The sequence below is a fragment of the Pseudomonas sp. Pc102 genome, assembly GCF_018408275.1.
GTDB lineage: Bacteria > Pseudomonadota > Gammaproteobacteria > Pseudomonadales > Pseudomonadaceae > Metapseudomonas > Metapseudomonas tohonis.
On the sequence record NZ_AP021905.1, the window covers coordinates 1,864,327 to 1,887,934 of the forward strand.

The 23,608-nt window shown below is 66.8% G+C and carries 19 protein-coding genes and 1 pseudogene; 15 read left to right on the plus strand and 5 right to left on the minus strand.

Annotation, left to right across the window (positions count from 1 at the left end; translation table 11 throughout):
• Window positions 1-5: 5 nt before the first annotated feature.
• Window positions 6-3,458, minus strand: coding sequence for a transcription-repair coupling factor (mfd, locus tag PHLH3_RS08730; protein ID WP_213628921.1), 3,453 nt, complete (start codon window positions 3,456-3,458; stop codon window positions 6-8).
• Window positions 3,459-3,592: 134 nt separating this feature from the next.
• Here mfd and PHLH3_RS08735 point away from each other — a divergent pair, with 134 nt between their 5' ends.
• From PHLH3_RS08735 to sthA, 11 genes are all read left to right on the plus strand, one after another.
• Complete coding sequence (locus tag PHLH3_RS08735; RefSeq protein ID WP_173173773.1) at window positions 3,593-5,059, plus strand: glyceraldehyde-3-phosphate dehydrogenase; 1,467 nt, start codon at window positions 3,593-3,595, stop codon at window positions 5,057-5,059.
• A 93-nt stretch (window positions 5,060-5,152) separates the two neighbouring features.
• A complete protein-coding gene (locus tag PHLH3_RS08740; RefSeq protein ID WP_213628922.1) occupies window positions 5,153-6,544 on the plus strand; it encodes an amino acid permease in 1,392 nt (463 codons plus the stop codon).
• A gap of 281 nt (window positions 6,545-6,825) precedes the next feature.
• Window positions 6,826-8,163 carry a Na(+)-translocating NADH-quinone reductase subunit A gene (locus tag PHLH3_RS08745; protein ID WP_213628923.1) on the plus strand — a complete coding sequence of 446 codons (1,338 nt, stop codon included), beginning with the start codon at window positions 6,826-6,828 and terminating at the stop codon, window positions 8,161-8,163.
• Between the two features lies 1 nt (window position 8,164).
• Window positions 8,165-9,376 carry an NADH:ubiquinone reductase (Na(+)-transporting) subunit B gene (locus PHLH3_RS08750; protein ID WP_213628924.1) on the plus strand — a complete coding sequence of 404 codons (1,212 nt, stop codon included), beginning with the start codon at window positions 8,165-8,167 and terminating at the stop codon, window positions 9,374-9,376.
• Window positions 9,369-10,157 (plus strand): Na(+)-translocating NADH-quinone reductase subunit C, encoded by a 789-nt coding sequence (locus PHLH3_RS08755; RefSeq protein ID WP_213628925.1) that lies wholly within the window; start codon window positions 9,369-9,371, stop codon window positions 10,155-10,157. The genes PHLH3_RS08750 and PHLH3_RS08755 overlap by 8 nt, the downstream gene beginning before the upstream one ends.
• Window positions 10,154-10,828, plus strand: coding sequence for an NADH:ubiquinone reductase (Na(+)-transporting) subunit D (locus PHLH3_RS08760; protein WP_213628926.1), 675 nt, complete (start codon window positions 10,154-10,156; stop codon window positions 10,826-10,828). Before PHLH3_RS08755 ends, PHLH3_RS08760 begins: the two co-directional genes overlap by 4 nt.
• Entirely contained in the window at window positions 10,828-11,436 is a 609-nt protein-coding gene (gene nqrE, locus PHLH3_RS08765; RefSeq protein WP_213628927.1) for an NADH:ubiquinone reductase (Na(+)-transporting) subunit E, read from the plus strand. The genes PHLH3_RS08760 and nqrE overlap by 1 nt, the downstream gene beginning before the upstream one ends.
• 9 nt (window positions 11,437-11,445) lie before the next feature.
• On the plus strand, window positions 11,446-12,672 hold the full coding sequence (nqrF, locus tag PHLH3_RS08770) for an NADH:ubiquinone reductase (Na(+)-transporting) subunit F (protein WP_213628928.1): 1,227 nt from the start codon (window positions 11,446-11,448) through the stop codon (window positions 12,670-12,672).
• On the plus strand, window positions 12,665-13,672 hold the full coding sequence (locus PHLH3_RS08775) for an FAD:protein FMN transferase (RefSeq protein WP_213628929.1): 1,008 nt from the start codon (window positions 12,665-12,667) through the stop codon (window positions 13,670-13,672). Before nqrF ends, PHLH3_RS08775 begins: the two co-directional genes overlap by 8 nt.
• Before the next feature lie 2 nt (window positions 13,673-13,674).
• Window positions 13,675-13,902, plus strand: coding sequence for a (Na+)-NQR maturation NqrM (gene nqrM, locus PHLH3_RS08780; RefSeq protein ID WP_021219519.1), 228 nt, complete (start codon window positions 13,675-13,677; stop codon window positions 13,900-13,902).
• 118 nt (window positions 13,903-14,020) lie between these two features.
• Entirely contained in the window at window positions 14,021-15,415 is a 1,395-nt protein-coding gene (gene sthA / locus PHLH3_RS08785; protein ID WP_111262762.1) for a Si-specific NAD(P)(+) transhydrogenase, read from the plus strand.
• Window positions 15,416-15,718: 303 nt separating this feature from the next.
• Here sthA and PHLH3_RS08790 read toward each other — a convergent pair whose 3' ends face one another.
• Genes PHLH3_RS08790 through PHLH3_RS08800 form a run of 3 tightly spaced genes read right to left on the minus strand, consistent with a single transcriptional unit; the run spans window position 15,719 to window position 17,320 of the window.
• Window positions 15,719-16,438, minus strand: a complete 720-nt coding sequence (locus PHLH3_RS08790) for a glycerophosphodiester phosphodiesterase (protein WP_173173787.1) — start codon at window positions 16,436-16,438, stop codon at window positions 15,719-15,721.
• Window positions 16,435-16,728 carry a phosphodiesterase gene (locus tag PHLH3_RS08795; RefSeq protein ID WP_213628930.1) on the minus strand — a complete coding sequence of 98 codons (294 nt, stop codon included), beginning with the start codon at window positions 16,726-16,728 and terminating at the stop codon, window positions 16,435-16,437. Before PHLH3_RS08795 ends, PHLH3_RS08790 begins: the two co-directional genes overlap by 4 nt.
• 4 nt (window positions 16,729-16,732) lie before the next feature.
• Window positions 16,733-17,320 (minus strand): PilZ domain-containing protein, encoded by a 588-nt coding sequence (locus PHLH3_RS08800; protein ID WP_213628931.1) that lies wholly within the window; start codon window positions 17,318-17,320, stop codon window positions 16,733-16,735.
• 96 nt (window positions 17,321-17,416) lie between these two features.
• Here PHLH3_RS08800 and PHLH3_RS08805 point away from each other — a divergent pair, with 96 nt between their 5' ends.
• The 3 genes and pseudogenes from PHLH3_RS08805 to PHLH3_RS08815 all read left to right on the plus strand — a co-directional run bounded on the left by PHLH3_RS08805 (window position 17,417) and on the right by PHLH3_RS08815 (window position 20,597).
• Window positions 17,417-18,667, plus strand: a complete 1,251-nt coding sequence (locus tag PHLH3_RS08805; protein WP_213628932.1) for a lipoprotein-releasing ABC transporter permease subunit — start codon at window positions 17,417-17,419, stop codon at window positions 18,665-18,667.
• A 1-nt stretch (window position 18,668) separates the two neighbouring features.
• Window positions 18,669-19,351: pseudogene (gene lolD, locus PHLH3_RS08810) on the plus strand (lipoprotein-releasing ABC transporter ATP-binding protein LolD).
• Window position 19,352: 1 nt separating this feature from the next.
• Entirely contained in the window at window positions 19,353-20,597 is a 1,245-nt protein-coding gene (locus tag PHLH3_RS08815) for a lipoprotein-releasing ABC transporter permease subunit (protein ID WP_173173793.1), read from the plus strand.
• 69 nt (window positions 20,598-20,666) lie between these two features.
• Here PHLH3_RS08815 and PHLH3_RS08820 read toward each other — a convergent pair whose 3' ends face one another.
• Entirely contained in the window at window positions 20,667-21,197 is a 531-nt protein-coding gene (locus tag PHLH3_RS08820) for a DUF2062 domain-containing protein (protein ID WP_173173795.1), read from the minus strand.
• A 150-nt stretch (window positions 21,198-21,347) separates the two neighbouring features.
• On the opposite strand from PHLH3_RS08820, the gene PHLH3_RS08825 reads away from it, so the two are divergent.
• Window positions 21,348-23,570: a DNA internalization-related competence protein ComEC/Rec2 gene (locus PHLH3_RS08825; protein WP_213628933.1), complete on the plus strand. Its 2,223-nt coding sequence runs from the start codon at window positions 21,348-21,350 to the stop codon at window positions 23,568-23,570.
• The last annotated feature ends 38 nt before the right edge of the window (window positions 23,571-23,608 follow it).

The window sequence follows — 23,608 nt, forward strand, 5'->3', positions numbered from 1 at the left end:
GTCCTTTAAGCGGATTGCGGAGTCAGGCGCTCGAACAGCGCCTCGAGTGTGTTGAAGCGTTCTTCCGGGCGCTCCATCGGCACCTGGAAGCGGAACAGCGTGGCGCCTTCGAACTTGTAGCGCTTGGGCTGGCCCTGGATCAGCTTGATCAGCACCAGCGGGTCGACGCAGGTGTCGGCGGCGAATTCTATCCGACCGCCCTGCGGGCCGGCGTCGACTTTCTTGATGCCGAGCTTCTCCGCCTGCAGTTTTAGCAGGGTCAGGCGTACCAGGTTCTTGGTCGGTTCCGGCAGCAGGCCGAAGCGGTCGATCATCTCCACCTGCAGCTCCTTCAGGCCGTCCTCGTCGGCGGCCGAGGCGATGCGCTTGTAGAGGATCAGGCGCGCGTGCACGTCGGGCAGGTAGTCCTCGGGAATCAGCGCCGGCAGGCGCAGGTTGATTTCCGGCCCGCCCCCCAGCGGTTGCTCCAGGTTGGGCTGTTCGCCCTTCTGGATGGCCTTGACCGCGCGTTCGAGCATTTCCATGTAGAGGGTGAAGCCCACCGCCTGGATCTGCCCGCTCTGCCCGTCGCCGAGCAGCTCGCCGGCGCCCCGTATCTCCAGGTCATGGGTGGCCAGGACGAAGCCGGCCCCCAGGTCCTGGGCGTTGGCGATGGCTTCCAGGCGCTTCTGGGCGTCCTCGGTCATCTGCTTGCGTGGCGGGGTGAGCAGGTAGGCGTAGGCTTGGTGGTGGCTGCGCCCGACGCGGCCGCGCAGCTGGTGCAGCTGGGCCAGGCCGAACTTGTCGGCGCGTTCGATGATGATGGTGTTGGCGCTGGGGACGTCGATGCCGGTCTCGATGATGGTCGAGGCGATCAGCACGTTGAAGCGCTTGTGGTAGAAGTCGCTCATCACCTGCTCGAGTTCGCGCTCGTGCATCTGCCCGTGGCCGATGCCGATGCGCGCCTCGGGCACCAGCTCCGCCAGGTCGGCGGCGCACTTCTCGATGCTCTTCACTTCGTTGTGCAGGTAGTACACCTGGCCGCCGCGCAGCAGCTCGCGCAGCAGCGCCTCCTTGATCACGGTGTTCTGCTGTTCCATGACGAAGGTACGCACCGACAGGCGGCGCGCGGGTGGGGTGGCGATGATCGACAGGTCGCGCATGCCGGCGACGGCCATGTTCAGGGTGCGCGGGATCGGCGTGGCGGTGAGGGTGAGGATGTCCACCTCGCTGCGCAGGGCCTTGAGCTGCTCCTTCTGGCGCACGCCGAAGCGGTGTTCCTCGTCGATGATCACCAGGCCCAGGTTCTTGAAGGTGATGTCGTCCTGCAGCAGCTTGTGGGTGCCGATGACGATGTCCACCTTGCCGTCGGCCAGTTGTTGCGCGGCGCCTTCCACTTCCTTGGCGGTCTTGAAGCGGCTCATCACCTCGACCTTCACCGGCCAGTCGGCGAAGCGGTCGCGGAAGCTGTTGTAGTGCTGCTGGGCGAGCAGGGTGGTGGGCACCAGCACCGCCACCTGCTTGCCGCTGTGCACGGCGACGAAGGCGGCGCGCATGGCCACCTCGGTCTTGCCGAAACCCACGTCGCCGCAGACCAGGCGGTCCATCGGCTTGGGCGCCAGCATGTCGGCCAGTACGGCGTCGATGGCGGTCTGCTGGTCCGGGGTCTCCTCGAAGGGGAAGCCGGCGGAGAAGGTGACGTAGTCGGCCATCGGGTCCTTGAAGGCATAGCCTTCGCGGGCGGCGCGACGGGCATAGATGTCCAGCAGTTCGGCGGCGACGTCACGCACCTGTTCGGCGGCCTTGCGCTTGGCCTTCTGCCAGGCCTCCGAGCCCAGGCGGTGCAGCGGCGCGAGGGCGTCGTCGCTGCCGGTGTAGCGGGCGATCAGGTGCAGGCTGGCCACGGGTACATAGAGCTTGGCTTCCTCGGCGTATTGCAGGGCGAGGAACTCGGCGGACTGGCCCTCGATCTCCAGGGTGATCAGGCCCAGGTAGCGGCCGACGCCGTGGTCGATGTGCACCACCGGCGCGCCTTCGCGCAGCTCGGCGAGGTTCTTGATGACGTTGTCGCCACCGTCGCCCCGGCGGTCGCGGCGGCGGCGCTGCATCACGCGCTGGCCGAACAGCGGGCTCTCGGCGACCAGCGCCAGGCCCGGGTCATCCAGCAGCAGGCCTTCGTCCAGGGGCGCGATGGTGATGGCCAGGCGCTCCTTGCCGGCGACGAACTCCGTCCAGCCGCTGACTTCCTGCGGGCGCAGCTTGAGGCGGGCGAGCAACTCCAGCAGCACTTCGCGGCGGCCGGCCGATTCGGCGCTGAACAGCACGCGGCCGGGGAACTCTTCCAGGAAGCGGCGCAGGGCGGCCAGGGGTTCGCTGGCCTTGGCCTGGATCGCCAGGTCCGGCAACGGGCGCGCCGGGAAGCGCTCGCGACCGACGCCGGTGGACAGGTCCTCCTGGCTGACCACGACCCGTGGCGAGCCCTTGAGCCGGGCGAAGCAGTCCTCCACCGGCAGGAACAGCTCGGCGGGCGGCACCAGCGGGCGCTCGGGGTCGACGCGGCGCTCTTCATAGCGGTTGCGCACGTCGTTCCAGAACTGCTCGGCGGCCTGCTCGATGCCGGGCAGGGAGAACACCTGTGTGTCCTGGGGCAGGTAGTCGAAGAGGGTGGCGCTGCCCTCGAAGAACAGCGGCAGGTAGTACTCGATGCCGGCCGGGGTGATGCCGCTGGCCAGGTCCTGGTAGATCGGGCAGCGGCGGAAATCCACGTCGAAGCGCTCGCGGAAGCGGCCGCGGAAGTCGGTCACGGCCTTCTTGTCCAGCGGGAACTCGCGGGCCGGCAGCAGGCGGATCGATTCCACCTTGTCCACCGAGCGCTGGGTCTCGGGGTCGAAGGTGCGCAGGGTCTCGATCTCGTCATCGAACAGGTCGATGCGGAAGGGCACGTCGCTGCCCATCGGGAACAGGTCGATCAGCGCGCCGCGCACGGCGAACTCGCCGTGTTCGTAGACGGTGTCCACGCAGCGATAGCCGGCCGCCTCCAGGCGGCTGCGCATCTGCTCGACGTCGAGCTTCTGGCCGACGTCCAGCACCAGGCTGGAGCCCAGCAGGAAGCGCGTCGGCGCCAGGCGGTGCAGGGCTGTGGTGATGGGCACCACCAGCACGCCGTGGGTCAGCTCCGGCAGTCGGTAGAGGCTGGCGATGCGCTGGGAGATGATGTCCTGGTGCGGCGAGAACAGGTCGTAGGGCAGCGTTTCCCAGTCCGGGAAGTGCAGCACCGGCAGGTCCGGGGCGAAGAAGCTCAGTTCCTGCTCCAGGCGTTCGGCGCTCTGGCTGTCGGCGGTCAGCAGCAGGGTGAAGCGCCGGGCGGCGCTGGCGGCTTCGGCGATCGCCAGGCTGAGGGCGGCACCGGGGAGGTTGCCCCATTGCTGCTTGCCGGCGGCGGCGGGCAGGGTCGGGAGACGCAGGACGGACTCGGGCAAAGGTGGCTCCGGTCGGAAAATTGGACCCGGGCGATTGTAACTATCCCGACTGACGGATGTCAGTCTTACGTCCGCTGCAGATTGCCGCCGCTTGCGCGCGCCGTCATAATGTAGCCCCTTTTTTCAGCCCCTACATGTGGAAGGTACTGCCCGTGACTCAGAAGCCCGACCAGTGTCTCGGTGAGTGGATTGATCGTGAAGCCCTCGCGGAAGCGATGATTCCGCTGATTGGCCAGCTCTACCGCAACAACAGCGTGGTGACCTCGATCTATGGCCGTGGTCTGATCAACCGTTCGGTGATCGACATTCTCAAGGCCCATCGTTTCGCCCGTCACCGCCTGGCTGACGACAGCGAGCTGTCGGTCCACGATACCTTCCCGATCCTCAAGGCCATGAGCGAGCTGAAGCTGGGCGCGGCTTCCGTGGACCTGGGCAAGATGGCCAGCAAGTTCAAGGCCGAAGGCAACGGCCGTGCCGTCGAGCAGTTCGTCAAGGACGAGCTGGCCGACGTGGTCGGCAAGCAGAACGGCGCTGCCCGCGAAGGCACCGACGTCGTCCTGTACGGCTTCGGCCGCATCGGCCGCCTGCTGGCGCGCATCCTGATCGAGAAGACCGGTGGCGGCGACGGCCTGCGCCTGCGCGCCATCGTCGTGCGCAAGGGCGCCAGCAACGACCTGGTCAAGCGCGCCAGCCTGCTGCGCCGCGACTCCGTGCACGGCAAGTTCGATGGCACCATCACCATCGACGAGGAAAACAACACCCTCACCGCCAACGGCAACCTGATCCAGGTGATCTACGCCAAGTCGCCGACCGAAGTCGACTACACCCAGTACGGCATCAAGAATGCCCTGCTGGTCGACAACACCGGCGTGTGGCGCGATGCCGAGGGCCTGGGCCAGCACCTGAGCTGCCCGGGTGTCGATCGCGTCGTCCTGACCGCTCCTGGCAAGGGCGCGCTGAAGAACATCGTGCACGGCATCAACCACAGCGAGATCACCGCCGAAGACAAGATCATCTCGGCCGCCTCCTGCACCACCAACGCCATCGTGCCGGTGCTCAAGGCCGTCAATGATCAGTACGGCATCGTCAACGGCCACGTCGAGACCGTTCACTCGTACACCAACGACCAGAACCTGATCGACAACTTCCACAAGGGCGATCGCCGTGGCCGCAGCGCGCCGCTGAACATGGTGATCACCGAGACCGGCGCCGCCACCGCTGCCGCCAAGGCCCTGCCGGTGCTGAAGGGCAAGCTGACCGGCAACGCCATTCGCGTGCCGACGCCGAACGTGTCGATGGCCATCCTCAACCTGAACCTGGAAAAGGCCACCACCCGCGAAGAGATCAACGAGTACCTGCGCCAGATGGCCATGCACTCGGACCTGCAGAAGCAGATCGACTTCGTCAGCTCGCAGGAAGTGGTCTCCACCGACTTCGTCGGCTCCCGCCACGCCGGTGTGGTCGATGCCGAAGCCACCATCTGCAACGACAACCGTGTCGTGCTCTACGTGTGGTACGACAACGAGTTCGGCTACAGCTGCCAGGTGGTCCGCGTGATGGAAGAGATGGCCGGGGTCAACCCGCCTGCGTTCCCGCGCTGATACCGCGTTGAACAGAACGGGAGCTTTCGGGCTCCCGTTTTTCATTTTTAGGTCTGTAATCGCTATACCCACCTCCTGCTTGGAAACCCCTTGATGGACGGACAACAGCTGCACGCCGGCTCGCTCAAGCGCGGCCTGGAAAATCGCCATATCCAGCTGATCGCCCTGGGCGGCGCCATCGGCACCGGTCTGTTCCTCGGCTCGGCCGGGGTACTCAAATCCGCCGGCCCCTCGATGATCCTCGGCTACGCCATCGCCGGCTTCATCGCCTTCCTGATCATGCGCCAGCTGGGCGAGATGATCGTCGAGGAGCCCGTGGCCGGCTCCTTCAGCCACTTCGCCCACAAGTACTGGGGTGGCTACGCGGGCTTCCTCTCCGGCTGGAACTACTGGGTGCTCTATGTGCTGGTGGGCATGGCCGAGCTGACCGCGGTGGGCAAGTACGTGCAGTTCTGGTGGCCGGAAGTGCCCACCTGGGCGACGGCTGCGGCCTTCTTCGTGCTGATCAACCTGATCAACCTGGCCAACGTCCGCGCCTTCGGCGAGACCGAGTTCTGGTTCGCCCTGATCAAGGTGGTGGCGATCATCGGCATGATCATCCTCGGCCTCTACCTGCTGGTCTCCGGCACCGGCGGCGAGCAGGCGGCCGTGAGCAACCTGTGGAGCCACGGCGGGTTCTTCCCCAATGGCCTGGAGGGGCTGGTGATGGTCCTGGCGATCATCATGTTCTCCTTCGGTGGCCTGGAGCTGGTGGGTATCACCGCCGCCGAGGCCAGCGAGCCGAAGAAGGTGATCCCCAAGGCGATCAACCAGGTGATCTGGCGCATCCTGATCTTCTATATCGGCGCCCTCACCGTGCTGCTGATGCTCTACCCCTGGGACAAGCTGCTGGAAACCCTGAACGCCGCCGGCGACCCCTACAGCGGCAGCCCCTTCGTGCAGATCTTCTCGCTGATCGGCAGCGACACCGCCGCCCATCTGTTGAACTTCGTGGTGCTGACTGCCGCGCTGTCGGTCTACAACAGCGGCGTGTACTGCAACAGCCGCATGCTCTACGGCCTGGCCGAGCAGGGCGATGCACCCAAGGCGCTGCTCAAGGTCAACCGTCGTGGCGTGCCGGTGCTGGCCATCGGCGTCTCCGCGCTGGTGACCCTGCTGTGCGTGCTGGTGAACTACCTGGCGCCCAAGCAGGCGCTGGAACTGCTGATGGCGCTGGTGGTGGCGGCGCTGGTGATCAACTGGGCGATGATCAGCCTGTCGCACCTGATGTTCCGCAAGTCGCTGCAGCGCCAGGGCATCGAGCCCTTCTTCAAGTCGCTCTGGTACCCCTTCAGCAACTACCTGTGCCTGGCCTTCGTGGCGCTGATCCTCGGCGTGATGCTGCTGATCCCCGGCATCAACGTGTCGGTGTACGCCATTCCCTTCTGGCTCGGCTTCATCGCCATCTGCTACGCCATCCGGCGTTCCGCGGGCCCTCGCTCGTAATGTCTGAAACGGGGGCTGCGGCCCCCGTTCCTTTCCTGCTCGCCCCGCCGTTCGCATCCGTGACCCCGCGTCCGCCATCTGACCTCCCGTCACCGCTCCAGGCCTAACCGACGGAAAGCCAAGGATTTTCGGTGGTCGCACCGAGGGGAGCCTCTTTATAATGCGCGGTTTTCGTCCCGAGGCTCTGCCGCGTGCCGGCATATGTGCCGGTGCCTGCCTGGCGTTTGGCGGCTACTGTTCGACACCGGGACGAAACCCTTCTCAAGGTTCAGGCGAGAGACATGACAAGAATCAGACGGGGGTTGGACCTGCCCATCGCAGGCCAGCCTGAGCAGCGCATCGAGGCTGCACGAGCCGTGCGTAGCGTGGCCGTGATCGGCTTCGACTACCACGGCATGAAGCCCACCATGCAGGTGCAGGTCGGGGACCGGGTGAAGCTGGGCCAGGCCCTGTTCGCCGACAAGAAGAACCCCGGCGTGCTCTTCACCGCCCCGGCGGCGGGCGTGGTCTCGGCCATCCACCGCGGCGAGCAGCGTGTGCTGCAGTCGGTGGTGATCGATGTGGACGGCGATGACGAAGTCGTCTTCGACACCTGCCCGGACAACGCCATGGATGCCCTCGATCCCCAGGCCGTGCGGGACAACCTGCAGCGCTCGGGCCTCTGGACCGCACTGCGCACACGCCCGTTCAGCCGGGTGCCGGTGGTCGATGCCGTACCCAGTTCGATCTTCGTGACCGCCCTCGATACCCACCCGCTGGCCGCCGACCCGCAGCCGATCATCGCTGCCCACGCCGCCGACTTTGAACGCGGCCTCAAGGTGCTGGCGCGTCTGGGCCGGGTGTTCCTGTGCAAGGCCGACGGGGCCAGCCTGCCAGGTGAGCAGTTGACCGGCGTGCGCGCCGAGGCCTTCTCCGGTCCGCATCCGGCGGGTCTTCCGGGCACCCACATCCACTTCCTCGACCCGGTGAGCGCCACCAAGAGCGTCTGGCACATCGGCTACCAGGACGTGATCGCCATCGGCAAGCTGTTCGCCACCGGCCGCCTGTGGGTCGAGCGCGTCGTGGCCCTGGCCGGCCCGGTGGTGGAGAAGCCGCGTCTGCTGGCCACCCGCCTGGGCGCGAGCCTCGACGAGCTGACCGCCGGCGAACTCAAGCCCGGCGTCAACCGCGTGGTGTCCGGCTCTCTGCTGGGCGGGCGCACCTCCCGTGGCGCCTGCGCCTACCTGGGGCGCTACCACCTGCAGGTGTCCTGCCTCGCCGAAGGCAACGACCGCGAGCTGCTGCACTACCTGCGCGCCGGGGTGAACAAGCACTCGGTGCTGAACATCTTCGTCTCCAAGCTGATGACGGCCCGCCGGTTCGCCTTCAGCACCAGCACCAACGGCAGCCCGCGCGCCATGGTGCCGGTGGGCAACTACGAGGCGGTGATGCCGCTGGACATCCTGCCCACCCAGTTGCTGCGCTACCTCATCGTCGGCGACACCGAGATGGCCCAGAAGCTGGGCTGCCTGGAGCTGGACGAGGAAGACCTGGCGCTGTGCAGCTACGTCTGCGCCGGCAAGTACGAGTACGGCCCCATCCTGCGGGACAACCTCAACCGCATCGAGAAGGAGGGCTGACATGGGCCTGCGCAAGTTCCTCGACCGGATCGAGCACAACTTCGAACAGGGGGGCCGCTTCGAGAAGTGGTACGCCCTGTACGAAGCGATCGACACCTTCTTCTACCGGCCGGCCGACGTCACCCGGACCACGGCCCACGTGCGCGATGGCATCGACCTCAAGCGCATGATGATCACCGTGTGGCTCTGCACCTTCCCGGCCATGTTCTTCGGCATGTGGAACGTCGGCTACCAGGCCAACCTGGTGTTCGCCCAGAGCCCGGACCTGCTGGCCGCCCAGGACGGCTGGCGCTTCGCGCTGATCGGCAGCCTGGCGGGCTTCGACCCCAACAGCCTGTGGGACAACGTCATCCAGGGCGCTGCCTGGTTCCTGCCCATCTACGCCGTGACCTTCATCGTCGGCGGCTTCTGGGAAGTGCTGTTCGCCGCCATCCGCCGCCATGAAGTGAACGAAGGCTTCTTCGTCACCTCCGTGCTCTTCGCCCTCACCCTGCCGCCGAGCATCCCGCTGTGGCAGGTGGCCCTGGGCATCAGCTTCGGCGTGGTGCTGGGCAAGGAAGTGTTCGGCGGCACCGGCAAGAACTTCCTCAACCCCGCCCTGGTGGGCCGTGCCTTCCTGTTCTTCGCCTACCCGGCGCAGATTTCCGGTGACGCCGTGTGGACGGCGGTGGACGGCTTCGCCGGCGCCACTTCCCTGAGCCTGGGCGCTGCCGGTGGCGTGGAGAACATAATCGGTCACGGCATCACCTGGATGGACGCCTTCCTCGGCACCATCCACGGCTCCATCGGCGAGACCAGCACCCTGGCCATCTTCATCGGCGGCGGCGTGCTGCTGCTGACCCGCATCGCCGCCTGGCGCATCGTCGTCGGCGTGCTGCTGGGCATGATCGCCACCAGCACGCTGTTCAACGCCATCGGTTCCGACACCAACCCGATGTTCGCCATGCCCTGGTACTGGCACCTGGTCCTCGGCGGCTTCGCCTTCGGCATGATGTTCATGGCCACCGACCCGGTGTCCGCCTCCATGACCAACACCGGCAAATGGCTGTTCGGCGCGCTGATCGGCCTGATGGTGGTGCTGATCCGCGTGGTCAACCCCGCCTTCCCGGAAGGCATGATGCTGGCGATCCTCTTCGCCAACCTCTGTGCACCGCTGATCGACCACTTCGTCGTCCAGGGCAACATCAAGCGGAGGCTGGCACGCCATGGCTAACCAGAAGGAATCCACGATCCGCACCCTGTTGGTGGCCCTGGTGGTCTGCCTGGTGTGCTCCATCTTCGTCGCCGGCGGGGCGGTGGCCCTCAAGCCGGTGCAGGTGGAGAACCGCGAGCTGGACAAGCAGCGCAGCATCCTCTCCATCGCCGGCCTCGGCCGGCCGGGCATGTCTGCCAGCGAAGTGAAGGCGCTCTATGCCGAGCGCATCACTGCCAAGGTGGTGGACCTCACCAGCGGCGAATACAGCGACGCCATCCAGGCCGCCGGCTTCGACCCGCTGAAGGCCGCCAAGGACCCGAAGCTCTCCGACGTCCTGCCGGGTGACCAGGACATCGCCTCCATCAAGCGCCGCGAGCGCTTCACCACCGTCTACCTGGTGGAGAAGGACGGCCAACTGGACACCCTGATCCTGCCGGTGCGCGGCTACGGCCTGTGGTCGACCCTGTACGGCTTCCTCGCCCTCAAGGGCGACCTCGACACCGTGGTCGGCCTGGGCTTCTACCAGCACGGCGAGACGCCCGGCCTCGGCGGCGAGGTGGACAACCCGAAATGGAAGGCGCTGTGGAACGGCAAGAGCCTGTTCGATGAGCAGGGCCAACTGGCCATCCAGATCATCAAGGGCAGTGTCGAGCCCGGCTCGCCCAAGGCCAGCCACCAGGTCGACGGCCTGGCCGGCGCCACGCTGACCAGCAAGGGCGTCAACAACCTGCTGCATTTCTGGCTCGGCAAGAACGGCTTCGGCCCCTTCCTGGCCAAGCTGAACAACGGGGAGGCATGAACATGGCGCAACCCACGATCCGCTCGGTCCTGCTGGACCCGATCCTGCACAACAACCCCATCGGCCTGCAGATCCTCGGCATCTGCTCGGCCCTGGCGGTCACCTCCAACCTGAAGACCGCGCTGGTGATGTCCATCGCCCTGACGCTGGTGACCGGCTTCTCCAACCTGTTCATCTCGATGATCCGCAGCCAGATCCCCAGCTCGATCCGCATGATCGTGCAGATGGTGATCATCGCCTCGCTGGTGATAGTGGTGGACCAGGTGCTCAAGGCCTATGCCTTCAGCCTGTCCAAGCAGCTCTCGGTGTTCGTCGGCCTGATCATCACCAACTGCATCGTGATGGGCCGCGCCGAAGCCTTCGCCATGGCCAACCCGCCCGTGCTGTCGTTCTTCGACGGCATCGGCAACGGCCTGGGCTACAGCGCCATGCTCATCGTCCTCGGCGTGATCCGCGAGCTGTTCGGCTCCGGCAAGCTGCTGGGCTACGAGATCCTCCCGGTGATCAACGACGGCGGCTGGTACCAGCCCAACGGGCTGTTACTGCTGCCGCCCTCGGCCTTCTTCCTCATCGGCCTGATCATCTGGGCCCTGCGCAGCTGGAAGACCGAGCAGAAAGAGGCCCCGGCCTTCAAGATCGCGCCCCAGGTATCCAACAAGGAGGCCTACTGATGGAGCACTACCTCAGCCTGTTCGTGAAGGCGGTGTTCGTCGAGAACATGGCCCTGGCCTTCTTCCTCGGCATGTGCACCTTCATCGCCATTTCCAAGAAGGTGGAAACCGCCATCGGCCTCGGCATCGCCGTGATCGTGGTGCAGGCCATCACCGTGCCGGCCAACAACCTGCTCTACACCCTCCTGCTCAAGGACGGTGCGCTGGCCTGGGCCGGCCTGCCGGACGTGGACCTGTCGTTCCTCGGCCTGCTCAGCTACATCGGGGTGATCGCCGCCATCGTGCAGATCCTCGAGATGCTGCTCGACAAGTACGTGCCCTCGCTCTACAACGCCCTCGGCGTGTTCCTGCCGCTGATCACGGTGAACTGCGCCATCATGGCCGGCTCGCTGTTCATGGTGGAGCGCGACTACAACCTGGGCGAGAGCGTGGTCTACGGCGTCGGTTCCGGCTTCTCCTGGGCCCTGGCCATCGCGTTGCTCGCCGGCATCCGCGAGAAGCTCAAGTACAGCGATGTACCCGAGGGCCTGCAGGGCCTGGGCATCACCTTCATCACCATCGGCCTGATGTCGCTGGGCTTCATGTCCTTCTCGGGCGTCCAGCTGTAAGGAGGCGACATGCCGAGTTTCGAAATCTTCCTCGCCATTGGCATGTTCACCGCCATCGTCCTCGCGCTGGTGGTGATCATCCTCGCCGCCCGCGCCAAGCTGGTGTCCGGCGGCGACGTGAACATCGTGATCAACCGCGAGCGCACCATCACCGTCCCGGCCGGCGGCAAGCTGCTGCAGACCCTGGCGGCGCAGAACGTCTTCCTCTCCTCGGCCTGCGGGGGCGGTGGTACCTGCGCCCAGTGCAAGTGCGTGGTGGAGAGCGGTGGCGGCGAGATGCTGCCCACCGAGGAGTCCCACTTCACCCGCCGCCAGGCGAAGGAAGGCTGGCGCCTGTCCTGCCAGACCCCGGTGAAGCAGGACATGCACATCGAGGTGCCCGAAGAGGTCTTCGGGGTGAAGAAGTGGGAATGCACGGTGGAGTCCAACCCCAACGTCGCCACCTTCATCAAGGAGCTGACCCTGCGCCTGCCGGAAGGGGAGAGCGTCGACTTCCGCGCCGGCGGCTACGTCCAGCTGGAGTGCCCGCCCCACGAGGTGCACTACAAGGACTTCGACATCCAGCCCGAATACCGGGCCGACTGGGACAGGTTCAACTTCTGGAAGTACGTCTCCAGGGTCGACGAGACCGTCATCCGCGCCTACTCCATGGCCAACTACCCGGACGAGAAGGGCATCGTGAAGTTCAACATCCGCGTGGCCTCGCCGCCGCCGGGCAAGGACGACATCCCGCCGGGCAAGATGTCCTCCTGGGTGTTCAACCTCAAGCCGGGCGACAAGGTCACCGTATACGGCCCCTTCGGCGAGTTCTTCGCCAAGGATACCGACGCCGAGATGGTCTTCATCGGTGGTGGCGCGGGCATGGCGCCCATGCGCTCGCACATCTTCGACCAGCTCAAGCGCCTGGGCTCCCGGCGCAAGATCAGCTTCTGGTACGGCGCGCGCTCCCTGCGCGAAGCCTTCTACACCGAGGAGTACGACCAGCTGGCCGCCGAGACCCCCAACTTCCAGTGGCACCTGGCGCTGTCCGACCCGCAGCCCGAGGACAACTGGACCGGCTACACCGGCTTCATCCACAACGTGCTGTTCGAGAACTACCTCAAGGACCACCCGGCCCCCGAGGACTGCGAGTTCTACATGTGCGGCCCGCCGATGATGAACGCGGCCGTGATCAAGATGCTGCTGGACCTGGGCGTCGAGCGCGAGAACATCCTGCTGGACGACTTCGGTGGTTAGACCCGTTGCCCTGCTGCTTTCGGCCAGCTTCCTGCTGGCCGGATGCGGCGATTCCCTGGAGCAGTTCGGCGGCCCGACCATGGGCAGCAGCTACTCGGTGAAGTACGTGCGCAACGCGTCCGGGCCCTCCGTGGAGCAGGCGCGGGGTGAAGTGGAGGGCATCCTCGCCGAGATCGACCGGCAGATGTCCACCTACCGTGCCGACTCCGACGTGGAGCGTTTCAACGCCCTGCCGGCAGGCAGCTGCATGGCCCTGCCGGCGCCCATGCTGGAGCTGGTGGCCTTTGGCGACAGCCTGTCCGCACAGAGCGACGGCGCCTTCGACATGACCCTGGAGCCGCTGCTCAACCTCTGGGGCTTCGGCCCGCAGTCGCGCGGGGACCAGGTGCCCAGCGCCGAGGCCATCGCCGCGGCCCGGGCCGATGTCGGCCACCAGCACCTCAAGCGCCAGGGCGACCAACTGTGCAAGGACGCCGCCGTTCAACTGGACTTCAATGCCATCGCCGCCGGCTATGCCGTGGATCGCGTCAGCGCGCGGCTGGGCGAGCTGGGCGTGACCAGCTCGCTGGTGGACATCACCGGGGAGATGAAAGCCACCGGCCACAAGCCCGACGGCAGCCCCTGGCGCGTGGCCATCGAAGCGCCGCGCGACGACCGCCAGGTGGCGCAGAAGATTGTTGCATTGCAGGACATGGGCATTTCCACCTCAGGCGACTATCGCAACTACTTCGAACGGGGTGGACAGCGGTATTCTCACACCCTCGATCCCACCAGCGGCGCACCCATCACCCATCACCTGGCAGCGGTCACGGTCATCGACCCGTCGGCGCTGCGTGCCGATGGACTGTCTACGCTGTTGATGGTGCTCGGTCCCGAGGCCGGCCTGGCGTTTGCCGACCGCCACGACATCGCGGCGTTCTTCGTCACCCGCGAAGGCACGGGCTTCGCCACCCGCGGCAGTCGCCGCTTCGAGCAACTGTTCCCCACGGAGGCGCACTGAACATGACCTGGCTACTGGTCTTCCTGATCATGCTGCTGGTGGTGCTGGGCATGGCCATCGGCGTGATCATGGGGCGCAAGCCCATCGCCGGTTCCTGCGGTGGTATCGCCAACCTGGGGATCGAGAAGGAATGCTCGATCTGTGGTGGCAATCGCGAAAAGTGCGAGGAAGCCAATCGCGACGGCGATGTAGTGGATGCAAAACTCGCCTACGACGCGACCAAGCGCTAATGTGCAGCGCCATGCAGCGTGACTAAGCTGCGCGCCGAGTTCGAAACGCTGCGGTGACCCGTTCCGCGGCCCTGCCGGAGGCCACAGAGAGCCCTCCGGCCCGTTATGAGGAGTAAGCATGGCTGTCTACAACTACGACGTAGTGGTGCTGGGTTCCGGCCCGGCGGGGGAAGGGGCGGCGATGAACGCCGCCAAGGCCGGGCGCAAGGTGGCGGTGGTCGACAACCGCCCGCTGGTCGGCGGCAACTGCACCCACCTGGGCACCATCCCGTCCAAGGCCCTGCGCCACTCGGTGCGGCAGATCATGCAGTACAACACCAACCCGCTGTTCCGCCAGATCGGCGAGCCGCGCTGGTTCTCCTTCCCCGACGTGCTCAAGAGTGCCGAGCGGGTGATCTCCAAGCAGGTCGCCTCGCGCACCGGCTACTACGCCCGTAACCGCGTCGACGTGTTCTTCGGCACCGCCAGCTTCTCCGACGAGCAGACCGTCGAAGTGGTATGCGCCAGCGGCGTGGTGGAAAAGCTGGTGGCCAAGCAGGTCATCATCGCCACCGGCTCGCGTCCCTACCGCCCAGCGGACGTGGACTTCCACCACCCGCGCATCTACGACAGCGACACCATCCTCAGCCTCACCCACACCCCGCGCCGCATCATCATCTACGGTGCCGGCGTGATCGGCTCGGAGTACGCCTCCATCTTCAGCGGCCTGGGCGTGCTGGTGGACCTGATCGACAACCGCGACCAGCTGCTCAGCTTCCTCGACGACGAGATCTCCGACGCCCTCAGCTACCACCTGCGCAACAACAACGTGCTCATCCGCCACAACGAGGAGTACGAGCGCATCGAGGGGCTGGAGAACGGCGTGATCCTGCACCTGAAGTCCGGCAAGAAGATCAAGGCCGACTGCCTGCTGTGGTGCAACGGCCGTACCGGCAACACCGACCGCCTGGGGCTGGAGAACATCGGCATCAAGGTCAACAGCCGTGGCCAGATCGCCGTGGACCAGTACTACCGCACCGAAGTGGGCAATATCTTCGCAGCGGGTGACGTGATCGGCTGGCCGAGCCTGGCCAGCGCCGCCGCCGACCAGGGCCGCTCGGCCGCCGGCAGCGCGGTGGAGAACGACAGCTGGCGCTTCGTCGACGACGTGCCCACCGGCATCTACACCATTCCGGAGATCAGCTCCATCGGCAAGAACGAGCGCGAGCTGACCCAGGCCAAGATCCCCTATGAAGTGGGCAAGGCGTTCTTCAAGGGCATGGCCCGTGCGCAGATCTCCCACGAACCGGTGGGCATGCTGAAGATCCTCTTCCATCGCGAGACCCTGGAAGTGCTCGGCGTGCACTGCTTCGGCTACCAGGCCTCGGAGATCGTCCACATCGGCCAGGCGATCATGAACCAGAAGGGCGAAGCCAACAGCATCAAGTACTTCATCAACACCACCTTCAACTACCCGACCATGGCGGAAGCCTATCGGGTGGCGGCGTTCGACGGCCTCAACCGGCTTTTTTGAGCGGCACCGGCCGGGCGCCTGAGCCGGCCGGGGAGGACCCTCTCGGCGAACCGCGCACCTGGCGCTGGCCGAATCGGGAGAGCTTCTGATCAGGCGACGCCCATGAAAAAACCGGCCCTTGCGGCCGGTTTTTTCGTTCTGGGGGGGAGTGACGCTCGGATGGGCGTAGGGTGGGCTTCAGCCTACCGCTTGGTCAGGAAACAATGCTGAACCTCGCACCGTTGGGCCTCGTTGCGCTCGGCGCCAACCTGTGGCGCAGAGAGGCCGTGCGTAGCCCGGGCTTCAGCCCGGGACCGCAGCGCTTCAGCGCGCCAGCGTGCTTACCGCCAGGCCGGGGAAGTCGGTGATGATGCTGTCCACGCCGAAGTCGGCGAGACGACGCATCAGGGCCGGCTCGTTCACCGTCCACACCGACACGTGCAGGCCCTGCTTCTGCGCCTTCTGCAGGCGCTCGGGGGTGCACAGGGTCCAGTTCAGCGCCAGCAGGTTGCAGCCGTGGTTGGCGGCGACCTTCAGCGGGTCGAGCCAGGCGTACTCGGCTACCAGGCCGCGGGCGAGGTCGGGCGTCAGGCGGTTCAGCGCGCGCAGCACCTCGCGGGAGCTGGAGGTGACGGTGACCTTGTCCAGCAGCCCATGGCGATCGGCCAGCTCGCGGATGGCCAGCACGGTGCGCGCGGCGCGCACGCGGGAGGCGCTCTTCACTTCCAGCTGCCAATGATCGAAGTCGCACTGTTCGAACAGCTCGGCGAGGCGCGGGATGGGGCAGGGCTTCACCCAGCCCGGGCCGCCCTGGCGGGCGTCGTAGGTCACCAGCTCATCGGCGTCGTGTTCCACCACCTTGCCGCGGCGACCGGTGGTGCGCTTGAGCGTCGGGTCGTGGATCACCATCAGTTCGCCGTCACGGGACAGGTGCAGGTCGAGTTCGCAGCGTTTCACGCCGTGGGAGAGGCACTGCTGGAAGCTGGCCAGGGTGTTTTCCGGGCATTCGCCCTTGGCGCCGCGATGGCCGTAGATCAGGGTCACTGTGAAACCTCGGGATGTCGGGGTTGGTGGTGGCGGACGCTGTCGACGACATGCCCGCTCTCGAAATAGACGGAGAACTCCCGGTAGTCCCAGCGCGTGATCGGCGGTTTGCCGACGGCGGGATGTTCCTCGTCCGGCAGGCCGAAACGCTCGAGTACGGCGCGCTGCGATTCGCCGCGCGCGGGCAGCGAAAGGCCGCTGTCGCCTTGCTGGCCGACAGGGATCTCGATGGTTTCGGCCAGGGCCGGGAGGGGGAGGGACAGGCAGAACAGGAGCAGAAGGCGCGACATGGGGTCATCCTGGAGGCGGAACCGGGCGAGCGCGGGCCTGGCGGCGAGCCTGGGCCTGCTTCTGCAGGATATGTCGGGCGAGCAATTGGCGCTGTGCGTCAGTCAGCGCTTCGAATTCGGTGCCGATCTCGAACTGGCCGTCATCGCGTGGCTGGCTGTGGATCACCACCGCACGCAGCAGCAGGCCGAGCGCCTGCGGCATCAGCACCATCTTGATGGCCAGGTGGCAGCCGAGCTCGAAGGGCTGCGGGCAGATGAAGCCGACACCGCCCTCGGAGAGCGTCACCCGGCGCGGCGGGCCGATGTCGCGCATCAGGCTCTGGGCCACGGCCTGGCCGAGCAGGTCGATGCGCTTGTTCATGACCTTCAGGTAGTTGGCCAGGGTCCGGTCGCGCTCGGAAATGTGCCGCAGCAGGTGCTGCGACTCGAAGTCCATCAGGTGCAGGTCACTGAGCAGATTGAACAGCGGCGACGGGTCGTGGAGCTCCTCGCTGGCCTGCGCCTGGGCGTGGGTCAGGGGGGTAAATTCCAGTGCGATCGTATCTTCGATACGGTAGTATTCGCGGCGGTCATCTGCGTCTTGTGTCGACATGGCGAACCCATGGCTGCAGGGGTGGTCTGAGTGTAAAGCTGCTCGCCGGGCCCCGCCACAAGGACGTTCCTTTCTTCGCAAGCGAACCTTTTTTCTATGTTCAGACCGCTGCCCCTGTTCATCGGCGCCCGTTACACGCGCGCCAAGCGTCGCAGTTACTTCGTCTCGTTCATCTCCCTGACTTCCATGATCGGCCTCGCCCTCGGCGTGCTGGTGATGATCCTCGTGCTGTCGGTGATGAACGGCTTCGACCGCGAGATGCGCGAGCGCGTGCTGGGCATGGTGCCCCACGCCACCATCGAATCCGCCACCCCGATCAACGACTGGCAGGCGCTGGCCGACAAGGTGCGCGCGCACCCGGGCATCGTCGCCGTGGCGCCCTTCACCCAGATGCAGGGCCTGCTGACCAACGACGGCAAGGTGCAGAAGGTGCTGGTCAATGCGATCGACCCGGCGCTGGAAAGCCAGGTCTCGATCATCGATGACTTCTTCGTGAAGGGCGACCTGGCTTCGCTGCGTGCCGGCGAGTTCGGCATCGTCATCGGCGACAAGGCGGCTACCAAGCTCGGCGTCGGCCTCGGCGACAAGGTCACCTTCGTGCTGCCGGAGGTGGCGGTCACCCCGGCCGGCGTGTTCCCGCGCATGAAGCGCTTCACCGTGGTCGGCATCTTCCATGTCGGCGCCGGTGAGCTGGACGGCGCCCTGGCCGTGGCCAACATCAAGGACACCGCGCGCCTGCACCGCTGGAAGCCGGACCAGGTGCAGGGCCTGCGCCTGAAGCTCGACGATCTGTTCCAGGCGCCGCGAGTGGCCTGGCAGATCGCCGGGCAGCTCAAGGGCGAGGACTTCTACGCCCGCGACTGGACCCGCACCCACGGCAACCTCTACCAGGCCATCCGCATGGAGAAGACCATGATCGGCCTGCTGCTGCTGCTGATCGTCGCCGTCGCCGCGTTCAACATCATCTCCACCCTGGTCATGGTGGTCACCGACAAGAAGGGCGACATCGCCATCCTGCGCACCCTCGGCGCCACGCCCGGGCAGATCATGGGCATCTTCATGGTCCAGGGCACGGTGATAGGCGTGGTCGGCACCGCCATCGGCTGCGTGCTGGGCATCCTTGCCGCGCTCAATGTCAGCGCCGCCATCTCCTGGCTGGAGGACGTGCTCGGCCACAAGTTCCTCAGCGCCGACGTCTACTTCATCGACTACCTGCCCTCGCAGCTGATGCTGGAGGACGTGGTGCTGGTCTGCGGCGCCGCGCTGGTTTTGAGTTTCTTCGCCACCCTTTACCCGGCCTGGCGTGCCGCGCGCACCCAGCCCGCAGAGGCGCTTCGTTATGAGTGACGTGAAAGATCGCGCGGTACTGAGCTGCCGCAACCTGGGCAAGAGCTACGAGGAAGGCCCGCAATCGGTACAGGTGCTGTCCGGCGTCGAGCTGGAGTTGCACCCGGGCGAGCGCATCGCCATCGTCGGCAGCTCGGGTTCGGGCAAGAGCACCCTGCTGAACATGCTCGGCGGGCTCGACACCCCAGCACCGGCAGCGTCTGGCTGGCGGGCGAGGAGCTGTCCGCCCTCAACGAGAAGGCCCGTGGCCTGCTGCGTAATCGCGCGCTGGGCTTCGTCTACCAGTTCCACCACCTGCTGCCCGAGTTCACCGCCCTGGAGAACGTCTGCATGCCGCTGCTGATCGGCCGCACGCCCCTCGCCGAGGCCCGCCAGCGCGCCACGGCCCTGCTGGAGCGCGTAGGCCTCGGCCATCGCCTGTCGCACAAGCCGGCGGAGCTGTCCGGTGGCGAGCGCCAGCGCGTGGCCATCGCCCGCGCCCTGGTCAACACGCCGGAGCTGGTGCTGCTCGACGAGCCCACCGGCAACCTCGACAAGCACACCGCCCAGAGCATCCAGGAGCTGATGCTGGAACTCAGCGGGTCGTTGCGTACCGCCTTCCTGGTGGTGACCCACGACCTGCAACTGGCCCAGCAGATGGACCGGGTGCTGCGCCTGGAAGAAGGCCGGCTGGTGGCTGCCTGACATGTTCAGACCCCTGGCGATATTCATCGGCGCGCGCTACACCCGCGCGAAGCGCCGCAACCACTTCATCTCCTTCATTTCGCTGACCTCGATGATCGGCCTCGCCCTGGGCGTACTGGCGATGATCGTCGTGCTCTCGGTGATGAACGGCTTCCAGAAGGAGATGAGCTCGCGGATCCTCGGCATGGTGCCCCATGCCACCCTCGCGGCCGACCAGCCCCTGGACGACTGGCGCAGCGTCGCCAGCGCGGCGATGAAGCACCCCGAGGTGACCGGCGCGGTGCCCTTCGCCGAGCTGGAGGGGATGCTCTCCTATAAAGGCATGATGCAGCCGGTGCAGATCAACGGCATCGATCCGGCGGAGGAGCCCAAGGTCTCCATCATCGGCAAGCACATCGTCCAGGGCGCACTGGAAGACCTCGTACCCGGCGAGTTCGGCATCGTCGTCGGCGAGATCACCGCGCGGCGTTTCCATCTCAATGTCGGCGACAAGCTGACCCTGATCGTGCCGGAGGTCAGCAGCGCGCCGGGCGGCATCACCCCGCGCATGCAGCGCCTCAACGTGGTGGGGGTGTTCAAGGTGGGCGCCGAGCTCGACAGCTCCCTGGCGCTGATCAACGTCGCCGACGCCGCGGCCATCCAGCGCCTGCAGGAAGGCCAGGTGCAGAGCGTGCGCATCGCCCTGAAGGATCTCTACGAGGCGCCGCGCGTCTCCGCGCAGATCGTCAAGGCGCTGGGCGCGGGCTATCGCGCCGATGACTGGACCCACACCCAGGGCAGCCTGTTCAGCGCGATGAAGATGGAGAAGACCATGATCGGCCTGCTGCTGCTGCTGATCGTCGCCGTGGCCGCGTTCAACATCATCGCCACCTTGATCATGGTGGTCGCCGACAAGCGCGCCGACATCGCCATCCTCCGCACCCTGGGCGCCACGCCCCGGCAGATCATGGCCATCTTCATGGTCCAGGGCAGCGTCATCGGTGCGGTCGGCACGCTGATCGGCACGGTGCTGGGCATCGTCACCGCGCTCAATGTCAGCACCTGGATCGCCGCGCTGGAGCGGGCCAGTGGGCAGCACATCTTCAGCTCCGACGTGTATTTCGTCAGCTACCTGCCTTCCGACCTGCAGGTGGCGGACGTGGTGCTGATCTGCGGTGCCGCGCTGCTGCTGAGCTTCCTCGCGACCCTCTATCCGGCCTGGCGCGCCGCCCAGACCCAGCCGGCGGAGGCGCTGCGCTACGAATAGGGCCGACCCTGCGCCATTGAAAACGCCGCTCGAAAGCGGCGTTTTTCATTTCAGGCCCGGAAATTGGCGCTACTGGTGCCCGGACTGCTGGCGGCGCTTCTGACGTTTGCGCCAGCTGTGGCCGACCCACCAGCGCCAGTAGAGCATGGTCAGCATGTAGCCCAGTGCACCGACGAGGATGCCGCAGACGATGGAGCCGAGCAGGAAGGGCTGCCAGACGGTCGAGAGTTCCTGGGTGATCCACTGGAAGGTCAGCTCGTCGGGCAGGGTCCGCGGCGGCACGCCCATCAGCCAGGCGCCCATCTTGTAGGTGCAATAGAAGACCGGCGGCATGGTGATAGGGTTCGTCAGCCAGACCAGGCCGACGGAGATCGGCAGGTTGGCGCGCACGGTGATGGCCAGGCCGGCGGCCAGCAGCATCTGCAGGGGCAAGGGTATGAACGCGGCGAACAGGCCCATCGCCATCGCCCGCGAGACCGAGTGGCGGTTGAGGTGCCAGAGGTTCGGGTCATGGATCAGGGCGCCGAGGAAGCGCAGCGACTTGTGCTCCCTGATCAGGTCCGGGTTCGGCATGTAGCGTTTGAAGAGGCGACGCGGCATGAGGGCTCTCTGGCAGGCTGAAGCGCCGACATTATGCATTCCTGGTTATGACATCGCCGGGTCAGTTTGTGTCGATAAATGAATGGAACCGCTCCGATCGACGGTCATTGGCCGTGGCGCGTGGCGGGGCTTCCCAGGGAGGGGAGTGCGATGACGTGGGCGTTGGTGGCGCTGGGCGGTGGCCTGGCCGCGGTGCGGTTCATGCCGGCGTTGCCCCCGACCGCCTGGCTGCTCGTGGCGGCGGTACTGGGGCTGGCATTGCTGGCCGGGCGCGGGCGGGCGGCCGGTCTGTTCCTGCTGGGGTTCGCCTGGGGCTGCTGCTGCGCCCAATGGGCCCTGGATGATCGGCTGGACCCATCCCTCGATGGCGAGACCCGCTGGCTGGAGGGGCGGGTCGTCGGGCTGCCGCAACGGGGCAGCGGGGTGGTGCGCTTCGAGTTGGACGATCCGCAGATGCCAGGTGCCGAACTGCCGTCGCGTATCCGCCTGTCCTGGTACGGCGGGCCACAGCTGCGCGGCGGGGAGCGCTGGCGACTGGCTGTGACCCTCAAGCGCCCGCGCGGCCTGGTCAATCCGCATGCCTTCGATTACGAGGCCTGGCTCCTTGCCCGGCACATAGGCGCCAGCGGCTCGGTGAAGGCCGGCAAGCCGTTGGCACCGGGCAATGGCCCCGCCGCCTGGCGTGACCGCCTGCGCCAGGGCATCGAGCAGGTGCCGGCCCATGGGCGGAACGGCGGCATCGCGGCGCTGGTACTCGGCGACGGCTCGGGGCTGGTCGCTGCGGATTGGCGCTTGCTGCAGGACACAGGGACCGTGCACCTGATGGTGATCTCCGGCCAGCACATCGCCTTGCTCGCCGCTGTGCTCTACGGCGCCGTCGCGCTGCTGGCGCGGCTCGGGCTCTGGCCCGGACGCCTGCCCTGGTTGCCCTGCGCCTGTGCCCTGGCGTTCGTCGGATCACTGGGCTACGGCTTGCTGGCCGGCTTCGACGTGCCGGTGCAGCGCGCTTGCCTGATGACCGCCATCGCGCTGCTCTGGCGCTTGCGTTTCCGCCACCTCGGGGTGGTCCGCCCGTTGCTGGTGGCCTTCTGCGTGGTGCTGGCGGCGGATCCGCTGGCCTCCCTGCAGGCAGGATTCTGGTTGTCCTTCGGCGCCGTGGCGTTGCTCATCCTGATTTTCGCCGGGCGGATGGGCGTGCCGCCCTGGTGGCTCAGCTGGTGGCGTGCGCAATGGACCATGGGGCTGGCGCTGTCACCCCTGCTGCTGGCGTTGGCGCTGCCCATCAGCCTGAGTGGCCCGCTGGCCAACCTGGTCGCCGTGCCCTGGGTCAGCCTGGTCTCGGTGCCGCTTTCCCTGCTCGGGACTGCGCTGCAGGGCGTGCCCTGGCTGGGCGCAGGGCTGCTGTGGCTGGCCGGCGGTTCGCTGGAGCTGTTGTTCCGGCTGCTGGCCTGGATCGCCGCGTGGGTTCCGGCCTGGCAGGCGACGGCCGTTCCTCCGTGGGCCTGGCTGCTGGGCATGGGCGGCTGCCTGTTGCTGGTTCTTCCGGCGGGCGTGCCGGTGCGCGTCCTGGGCGTGGCCCTGCTGTTGCCGACGTTGTTTCCTCCCGTGGAGCGGCCGCCCTGGGGGAGGGCGGACATCTGGCTGCTGGATGTCGGGCAGGGGCTGTCGGTGCTGGTGCGGACCCGGGAGCACGCGCTGCTCTACGACACGGGCGCCCGGCGCGGCGACTTCGACATGGGCGAGCGGGTGGTGCTGCCGAGCCTGCTGGGGCTGGGTGTGCGGCAGCTGGACCAGTTGCTGCTCAGCCATGCCGACAACGACCACGCCGGCGGTGCCGGAGCGGTACTGCGCGGCATGCCGGTGGCGCGGGTGGTCAGCGGTGAGCCGCTGCGCCTGCCGGCTGCGCTGGGCGCCGAGGCCTGCGGCAACGAGGCGTGGGAGTGGGACGGAGTGCGCCTGCGTACCTGGCGCTGGGAGCAGGCGCGCAGTGGCAACGACTGGTCCTGTGTGCTCAGCGTCGAGGCGCACGGCGAGCGCATCCACCTGACCGGCGACATCGGTGTCCAGGCCGAGGCCGCCTGGATCGCCAGCGGTGAGCCCCTGCGCGCCGACTGGCTGCTGGCACCGCACCACGGCAGTGCCAGCTCTTCCTCCGCGGCGCTGATCGAGGCGGTGTCGCCCCGTGGTGCGTTGATCACCCGGGGCAGCCACAACGCCTTCGGCCATCCGCATCCGTCCGTCGTCGCCCGCTACCGTGCCTCTGGCGTCGCGATCCACGACACGGCGCAGTCCGGTGCGCTGCTGATCCGTCTCGGCGAGCGTGACGAGGTGCGTGGACTGCGGACCCAGGCACGTTTCTGGCGGGAAAAATGAGAACGGCGACGGTCGGCGGGGCCCTGACCCTGTGCTAG